8 protein-coding genes are annotated in these 7,956 nt (G+C 67.3%); all 8 read right to left on the bottom strand.

What is annotated here, in order from left to right; genetic code table 11:
• Window positions 1-3: 3 nt before the first annotated feature.
• Window positions 4-762, bottom strand: a complete 759-nt coding sequence (locus tag VNS22_RS08555; RefSeq protein WP_325731544.1) for a GntR family transcriptional regulator — start codon at window positions 760-762, stop codon at window positions 4-6.
• Between the two features lie 30 nt (window positions 763-792).
• Window positions 793-2,028: a CoA transferase gene (locus tag VNS22_RS08560; protein ID WP_325731546.1), complete on the bottom strand. Its 1,236-nt coding sequence runs from the start codon at window positions 2,026-2,028 to the stop codon at window positions 793-795.
• An 18-nt stretch (window positions 2,029-2,046) separates the two neighbouring features.
• On the bottom strand, window positions 2,047-3,342 hold the full coding sequence (locus VNS22_RS08565; protein ID WP_325731548.1) for a TRAP transporter large permease subunit: 1,296 nt from the start codon (window positions 3,340-3,342) through the stop codon (window positions 2,047-2,049).
• Window positions 3,332-3,841 (bottom strand): TRAP transporter small permease subunit, encoded by a 510-nt coding sequence (locus VNS22_RS08570; RefSeq protein ID WP_325731550.1) that lies wholly within the window; start codon window positions 3,839-3,841, stop codon window positions 3,332-3,334. Before VNS22_RS08570 ends, VNS22_RS08565 begins: the two co-directional genes overlap by 11 nt.
• Before the next feature lie 86 nt (window positions 3,842-3,927).
• On the bottom strand, window positions 3,928-4,941 hold the full coding sequence (locus VNS22_RS08575; RefSeq protein WP_325731552.1) for a TRAP transporter substrate-binding protein: 1,014 nt from the start codon (window positions 4,939-4,941) through the stop codon (window positions 3,928-3,930).
• 54 nt (window positions 4,942-4,995) lie between these two features.
• Window positions 4,996-5,874, bottom strand: a complete 879-nt coding sequence (locus VNS22_RS08580; protein WP_325731554.1) for a 3-keto-5-aminohexanoate cleavage protein — start codon at window positions 5,872-5,874, stop codon at window positions 4,996-4,998.
• A gap of 214 nt (window positions 5,875-6,088) precedes the next feature.
• Complete coding sequence (locus VNS22_RS08585) at window positions 6,089-7,390, bottom strand: sorbosone dehydrogenase family protein (protein WP_325731556.1); 1,302 nt, start codon at window positions 7,388-7,390, stop codon at window positions 6,089-6,091.
• Between the two features lie 223 nt (window positions 7,391-7,613).
• Window positions 7,614-7,956, bottom strand: a 343-nt coding sequence (locus VNS22_RS08590; RefSeq protein WP_325731558.1) for a hypothetical protein, incomplete at its 5' end; no start/stop codon positions are given.

The following is a 7,956-nucleotide window of genomic DNA, read 5'->3' on the forward strand; positions in this document are numbered from 1 at the left end:
AGGTCACTCCGAGGGCGGGGCCGGAGCGCGCCGTTGCGGCGGCTCCGCGGATGAAGCGGTGGCATGATCCGGCGCCGGCAGGACCGCTTCGTCCACACGCTGTGCATCGCGGATCGAACTGCGCAGGGTCTCGCCAGCACTCAGGATGTGCTCGCGCATCAGATGCTCGGCCCGCACCGCCTGGCGGTCGATGATGCATTCCAGGATCTTCTTGTGCTCCTGGTTGTACTGGGCGAGTTCCTCCGCCGTGTAGGAGGCGAAGATCGGCGGATAGACCGAGGGGATCTGCCGGACCATCTGCAGCATCGGCTGGAGGAAGCGGTTCTCGACCGATTCGATGATGCTCTGGTGGAACACCTGGTTGTGCTGACGCCAGGAATCGCGGGCATGGTTGTCGAGCGGGCCGGTCTTGCGCAGCAGCTTCTCGACCTGGTCGATCGCGTGACGGGCCGAGCGTTCCGCGTCCAGCTTCATGCCGCGCTCGGCGGTCACCCGGCAGGCCATGCCCTCCAAGAGCGCCCGCATCTCGTAGGCTTCGATGATGTCGCGGACATGGAACGGCCGGACGATGAAGCCGCGGTTGGGGTTGTATTCGAGCAGGCCGTCCTTCTCGTTGGCGGCAAGGGCCGCCCGCACCGGCGTGCGGGAGACGGCGAACTGCTCGGCCAGGGCCGCCTCGCGCAGGTGCTGGCCAGACGCGAACTCCCCGCGCAGGATCATGTCGCGGATGCGCGCGGTCAGCTCTTGGGACGTCAGTTTCATGCGGTCTCCGGATCGAGATGCGGGCGGCGCTCAGATAGCACCCTTGCCGCGCAACTCTTCTATGCGCGCCGCATCCAGGCCAAGCAGGTCGCGCAGCACCTCGTCGGTATGGGCACCCAGGGCCGGGCCGAGCCAGCGCACGGCACCAGGCGTGCCGCTCATGCGTGGGATCACGTTCGGTATCGCGACCTCCCCTGCCCGCGGATCAGCCACGCGCAGGATGTTGCCGCGCGCGGCGTAATGCGGGTCGGTGAAGATCTCGTCGATCCCGTAGACCGGACCGCACGGCACCTCGGCTCCTGAGCAGCGGGCCAGCACCTCGTCGCGCGGCATCGAGCCGGTCCAGTCGGCGACCATGCCGTTGACCTCGCCGCGCCGCTCGATCCGCGCCTTGTTGGTGGCGTAGCGTGGATCCTCCTTGAGCTCCGGGCGGCCCATGGCGTCGGCCAGCCGGCCGAAGATCTTGTCGTTGGTGCAGGCGATCGCCACCCAGCGGTCGTCGCTGGTCGGGTAGTGGCTGTGCGGCACCACGATCGGGGTCTCTGCGCCCTCGCGCCGGCGCACGAAGCCGAACCGGTCATAGGCCGGCGCCACCTCGTCCAGGATCCGGAAGATCGCCTCGTAGAGCGCCATGTCGATGACCTGGCCCTTGCCAGTCCGGTGGCGTGCCTGAAGCGCCATCTGCACGGCGAGCGCGCCATAAAGGCCGGCCATGTAGTCGGCGAGCGTGGCCGAGCCGGGCTGGGCCGGCGGGCGGTCCGGCTCGCCGGACAGGAACGAGATGCCGCCGAACGCGTTGGCGATCCGGCCAAAGCACGGCCGGTTGGCGTAAGGTCCCGTCTGGCCGTAGCCGGACACGCGCAGGAGGATCAGCTTCGGGTTGACCTCCGACAGGACATCCCAGCCCAGTCCCCAGCGCTCCAGCGTCCCGGCCTGGAAGTTCTCGCACACCACGTCGCTGACGCGGACCAGGTCCTTGAACAGCTCCGCCCCTTCCGGCGTGCGCAGGTCCAGGCAGACCGACTTCTTGTTGCGTGCCTCGCTCAGCCAGACGAGCGTGTCGCCGCACTCGGTCAGGGTACCCAGACGCCTTGCGTGGTCGCCGATCTTCGGCAGCTCGATCTTGAGCACCTCCGCGCCGAACTCGGCCATGATCGTGGCAGCGTAGGGAGCGGCGATGAAGGTGCCGATGTCGAGGACGCGCAGACCGGCCAGCGCAGCTTCGGCGGCCGCTTCGACGGGATGGGTTGCTTCAGCAGAGGTCATGATGGCGGTTCCGGCAGGTCAGTAGCTGGCCAGGATCGGGAAGGCCCAGACGAGCACCAGCAGCAGGCACTGGAGGAAGGTGAAGGGCCAGAATGCGTTGAAGATCGTCTCGAGCGTGATGTGCGGCGGAGTCACGCTCTTCATGTAGAAGGCGGCCGTGCCGAACGGCGGGGTCAGGTAGCCGATCTGGCAGGTGATCGCGAACAGCACGCCGAACCAGACCAGGTCGTAGCCAAGACCGGTCACTACCGGCCCGAAGATCGGCACGGTGAGCAGGCAGATCGCGGTACCTTCCATGAAGGCGCCGAGAAATACCCAGATCGCCAGCATCACGCCGATGATCGCCCAGGGCGGCAGGCTGGAGCCCAGGAACAGGCCCTTCACGAAGCTGGTGCCACCCAGCAGGTTGTAGACCCCGATCAGGGCCACCGCGCCGAACACCAGCCACAGCACGATGCCCGAGGTGCGGATCGTCTGCATGGAGACGTCGACCAGCATCGACCAGGTGAGCTCGCGGCGCAGGGCCGCCACCAGGATCATCGCGGCAGCGCCCAGTGCCGCGGCCTCGGTCACGGCGGCCACGCCCAGATAGATGCTGCCCAGCACGCCCGCACCGATCATGAGCGGCAGGACGATGCGGCGGAGCAGCGCCAGCTTCTCGGCGAGCGGCATGTTGCGGCGCTCGTCCGCGGGCGGCGGGCCCATGGCCGGGTTCAGGCCGCAACGGACCAGGATGTAGACGATGAAGCTGCCCGCCATCAGAAAGCCCGGCAGGAACGCCGCGGTGAACAGGTCGCCTACCGAGACGTTGGCGGTCAGGCCATAGATGATCAGGTTGATGCTGGGCGGAATCATCGAGCCCAGCGCACCGCCGGCGCCGATGGTGCCCAGCGCCAGCTTCTCGTCGTAGCCCATGCGCAAAAGCTGCGGCAGGGCGATCATGCCGAGCAGCATGATCTCGCCGCCGACCACGCCGGTCATCGCCGCCATGATGATCGCGACCACCGTGGTCATCGCCGCCAAGCCGCCCGGGCGCTTGGCGCCCCAGACGCTCATCGCGTCGAACAGGTCGCGGGCTACCCCGGTACGCTCCATCATCCCCGCCATGAAGATGAAGAACGGCAGGGACACGAGCACATAGGTGTTGATGAAGCTGTAGATCCGGCCGGTGATCAGGATCAGGCTGTTCAGCCGGTCGAAGTCCAGGATGAAGAAGGTGGCGATGATCCCGGTCACCACGCCCAGCGGAACGCCCAGCACCATGAGCAGGATCATGCCGCCGAACATCAGGACGGTGATGAGCTCAATTTCCATGGACGGCCTCCAGCCGGCGCGCCGCCCGCACGAAGTTCACGACCGCCTGCAGCAGCAGGAGCGCGCAGGCGAGGAACAGCACGCCGCGGACCAGGGCCGGCAGCGGCACGTCCCAGGCCGAGCCCAGCGTCTCCGGGCGCCATCGCCCGCCGCGGAAGCGGAAGATCGAGGCTGCAGCCTGGAGCCAGGCGGCATAGGTCAGGACCAGCCCCCACAGGATCAGCAGGACCGACGAGAACAGGTCGATCACCCGCCGGATCCTTGGGCCGAACCGGTCATAGACGAAGGTGACGCGGATGAATTCCTGGCGCTGCAGGACATAGGGGCCTGCCAGCACGAAGGTCAGTGCGCACAGGCTGGTGGTCAGCGGATGCACCCAGTTGGTCGGCTGGCTGAAGCCATAGCGCGCGATCACCTCATAGGTGGAGATCGCGATCGCCGGGACGATCAGTGCTGCCGCGAGGGCACCGGACGCCTTCGACAGGCGGTCGATCCACATGTCGCGAAATCCCGGGACAGAGGCGAGAACGCATCCAGATGAGGAAGGCGGAGGACAGGGGCTCGCGGCTCCTGCCCTCCTTCAGGTCAGAGCAGGCCGATTTGCTGCATGAAGGCGATATGCGCCTCGTAGGCCTTCTTCGCGAGCTCGCTGCCCTCGGCATATTCCTTCACCGCGTCGGCGGCGATGGCGCGCAGCTTCTGGCGCTCCTCCGGGGACCAGTCGATCAGCTCGACCCCCTCCTCCGCGACCACGGCCTTGGCGGCCTTCTGGTCGTCGATCAGGGTCTGCGCGTTCATGTCCGCGGCGAACTGCTTGGTGGCGGTCTCGACGATCGCCTTCAGGTCGTCCGGCAGCTCGTTCCAGCGGTCCAGGTTCACCGAGATGTCGCAGGCCGGCATCGAGCTGATGCCGGGATAGAGCGAATACTTGGCGGTCTGGTAGAGGCCCACCTGGGCGTTCTGGCCGAGCGTGCTGTAATCGGTGGCGTCGATCACACCGGTGCTGAGTGCCTGGAAGATCTCGCTGCCCGGCAGAGAGACGACGCTGGCATCCAGGGCGGAGAACACCTGACCCACCACACCACCGGGTGCACGGATCTTCACGCCCTTGAAGTCTTCGGTGCTGCGGATCGGCTTGCGCGCCGGGATCGACTCGGCCTGCCAGAACGAGGGCCCCACGAAATGGACGTTGTAATCCTGGTAGAGCTCGCGGGCGATCTCGGTGCCGCCGCCATATTCATAGAACATCTGGAACTGCAGCGGCGTGTCGTAGCCGGCCATGAACGAGCCCAGCACGCCGAACGCCGGATCCTCGCCTGCAAAGTAGCCGGGCGAGCCGAAATGGCCATCCAGGATGCCCTGGCCGATCGCTTCCAAAGTCTGGTCGGCGGCCACCACCGCATCGACCGGCATGACCTCGATCTTCAGCCGGCCGCCCGACATGGCGTCGACGTTCTTGGCGAAGTCCTCGAACACCCTGTTGGCAGTCGAACCCGCCGGCATCAAGGACTGCATCTTCCAGTTGATGGTCTCGGCCTGGGCTGCCGAGATGGACAGGGCCAGTGACAAAGCACTGCCGAGGACTGCTCGCTTCCACATGTTAGCCTCCGTTGCTCTTGCTTGTTCGATATCACCGGAAAGCTGCTCGCTTCCTCAGCCAGGGATGTTCAGCATCGCCCTGGCCTCGGCGGGCGTGGCGATCTCCCGTCCGCAGGCCTTCGCCAGATCGACGATCCGGCGCACGAGCTCGGCGTTGGTGGGCGCGCCCAGCTCCGCATAGGGATTGTCGCCGATCCCGATCGCCACGTGCCCGCCCGCCTGGATCGCCTGGGCGGCGATCGGGAACAGGTTCCCGGGCTTGGCGTTCACGGTCCACTGGACCGGCCGGTGCTTGGGCAGGAAGTCGAGAAACGCACGCAGCCCGGCCGCGGTGGGAGGATGGCCGCCCAGGATGGCGCGGTCGGTATGGACCAGGAGCAGATAGGCCGGATCGTCCAGCAGTCCCATCTCCTGGAACGCCTCGACATAGCGCAGGAACGGGATGGTCCAGCAGGCGAGTGCCGGCTTGACGCCGATCTCGCGAAAGGTCTTCGCGAAGAAGAGCAGCGTCTCGGTGCTGTTGACGTAGCTCTTGGACGTGGTGGTGAACCGCTTCGCCACCGGATCGTAGACATCGATGTTGGTGCTGCCGATGTCCATCGATGCCAGTTCCGGGCGAAGCGCCGGATCCTGGACCAAGCGCCGGATGTGCGCGACGCGCGCCTCGTCCCCCTGCACCGTGATCTGGCCCAGCGTGGAATGGATCAGCAGGTCGCTGCTGTTCCGGATCGCCTGGATCGTATCCGCATAGGCCTCATAGCCGTGCGCAGGCGACCCGTCCGGCTGGCGGGCGTGGAAATGCAGGATCGAGGCGCCGGCCGCCCGGATGGCAGCCGCATCCCGGCCGATCTCCTCGGCCGTCCACGGCACGTTCGGGTTGCCGTCGCGCATCGCGTACTCGTTGACGCGAACCTCGATGATCAACTTCTCCACGCCGCGCTCCGTCACCGCCTGCACACCTGATGACGGAGCGGCGTACATTGTTCTGAAATTGCATGCAATGACTCGATTGCGCATGCGAACCTGCGCCAACCCTGCCTCTGGCAGGCAGGCAGCTGGGCGATCGGTCATGCGCAATGGCCAAGGGCCCAGCCGTGCACAGCACGGCCGAGCTCTGCATCATGGGAAAAACGGTGGCGCGGCGCCTTTAGGCCCCGGTCACCCGCCAGATCACGTCGCCCACGTCATCGGCGACCAGCAGGGACCCGTCCGGGCCGATGGTGACGCCCACCGGGCGGCCGTAGGACGCCTTCTCGTCGGGTGCGAGGAAGCCCGTCAGGATGTCGCGCGGCGGGCCGGCGGGCCGGCCGTTCTCGAACGGCACGAACACCACCCGGTAGCCGCTGAGCTTGCTGCGGTTCCAGGAGCCGTGCTGGCCGATCACCATGCCGTCGCCGAAGCCCGGCAGGGTGCGGGCCGGCAGCCAGCACAGGCCGAGCGAGGCGGTATGCCCACCCAGCGCATAGTCCGGCTGGATCGCCCGGGCCACCAGTGCGGGGTCCTGCGGCACCCGGTCATCGACGGTGCGGCCCCAGTAGCAATAGGGCCAGCCATAGAAGCCGCCGTCCTGGACCGAGGTCAGGTAGTCGGGCGGGGTCTCGTCGCCCAGCCCGTCGCGCTCGTTGACCACCGTCCAGAGCACCCCGGTAGTGGGCTCCCATGCCAGACCCACCGGATTGCGCAGGCCGGATGCGAAGATCCGGCAGGCACCGCTCGCCACGTCGAACTCGTAGATCGCCGCGCGCCCTTCCTCGGCCGCCATGCCGTGCTCGCCGATATTGCTGAGCGAGCCGACCCCGACATAGAGCTTGGCACCGTCCGGGCTCGGCAGGATGCTGCGGGTCCAGTGCCCGCCCGGCTTGAACTCGGTGAGCTTGCGGCCGGGCCCGCTGATCCGGTCGGCGCCCTGTTGGTAGGTAAAGGCGACCAGCCCGTCAGTGTTGCCGACATAGAAGGTATCGCCCAGCAGGGCCATGCCGAAGGGCTGGTTCAGCCCGTCCAGGAACACGTGCCGGGTCTCGGCCGTCCCGTCGCCGTCCTGGTCGCGCAGGAGGGTGATCCGGTTCGGGCTCTCCCCGACCGCGGCAGCCCGCTTCATCGTGCTGTACTGGGCAAAGTCGAACGGGCTCTTGACCGGCCCCGGCAGGGTCAGCGCCTCGGCCGCCAGCACGCCGCCGTCCGGCAGCACATGGATCCAGCGCGGGTGCTTTAGGCCCGAGGCAAACGCGTTAACCTTGAGGCCGGGGGCGGCCGTCGGGGTCTGCCCGGCGCTCCAGCCCTGCGCCGTCGGCATCTTCAGGGTCGGCAGCGCCCCTTGCGAGCGGGCCGGCGGGATGGCCGGCGTCGTGCCGGTGGCCTGGGCGCGGATCCCGTCGTTGCGGTGCCGCACCAGGATCGTCCCGGCACCGATCAGCGCGACCAGGCGGCCGTAGAGATCCGTCAAGTTCATCGCGTTCCCCTTCCTGCAGGCGCCGGGGAAGCTAGCCCTCCGTGCCGCCGCTGGAAATCCGCGATCGCACCGGCCTGACCGATCTCCCTAGGGCCTCCCCTCCACCCGGGATGGTCGCCGCGCCACAAGACAATACACAGGCGGGGCGGCTCTCGCCGCCCCGCCTCACTTTTTAGACCTCAGCTCCGCTGCGGATCTGGCGCAGCCAAGCCGGCTCTGCGCCTCAGGCCTTGCAGGCGCTGGTATAGGCGACGGTGCCATACTCGCCGGCATAGTTCTTGGTGAAGCCCCACCAGTCCTTCTTGGCGTCCCATGCGTCCCAGCCGCCGCCCTTCTTGACCGAGCCCCAGATGGCGATGCCGTCGCTCAGCTCGTAGATGGTGTTGAGCTGCAGCTCCCAGTACTTGATCGGCAGGTATTCGGTACCCTTGCCCAGCATGGTGTCGTGGTACTGCGGCCAGACGAACGGGATCACCGGCTTGCCGTACTTGCGCGCTTCCGCGATGTTGGCCTTGGCGAACGTCACCCACTGGTCGCGGTTCTCGGTGATGGTGTAGAGCGAGGGG

The organism is Geminicoccus sp., assembly GCF_035556675.1.
In the GTDB taxonomy this organism is placed as follows: domain Bacteria; phylum Pseudomonadota; class Alphaproteobacteria; order Geminicoccales; family Geminicoccaceae; genus Geminicoccus.

What these genes read in the sequence shown, in the direction of transcription:
- VNS22_RS08555 (WP_325731544.1), bottom strand. Translation starts at nt 762, where the DNA reads ATGAAACTGACGTCCCAAGAGCTGACCGCGCGCATCCGCGACATGATC.
- VNS22_RS08560 (WP_325731546.1), bottom strand. Translation starts at nt 2,028, where the DNA reads ATGACCTCTGCTGAAGCAACCCATCCCGTCGAAGCGGCCGCCGAAGCT.
- VNS22_RS08565 (WP_325731548.1), bottom strand. Translation starts at nt 3,342, where the DNA reads ATGGAAATTGAGCTCATCACCGTCCTGATGTTCGGCGGCATGATCCTG.
- VNS22_RS08570 (WP_325731550.1), bottom strand. Translation starts at nt 3,841, where the DNA reads ATGTGGATCGACCGCCTGTCGAAGGCGTCCGGTGCCCTCGCGGCAGCA.
- VNS22_RS08575 (WP_325731552.1), bottom strand. Translation starts at nt 4,941, where the DNA reads ATGTGGAAGCGAGCAGTCCTCGGCAGTGCTTTGTCACTGGCCCTGTCC.
- VNS22_RS08585 (WP_325731556.1), bottom strand. Translation starts at nt 7,390, where the DNA reads ATGAACTTGACGGATCTCTACGGCCGCCTGGTCGCGCTGATCGGTGCC.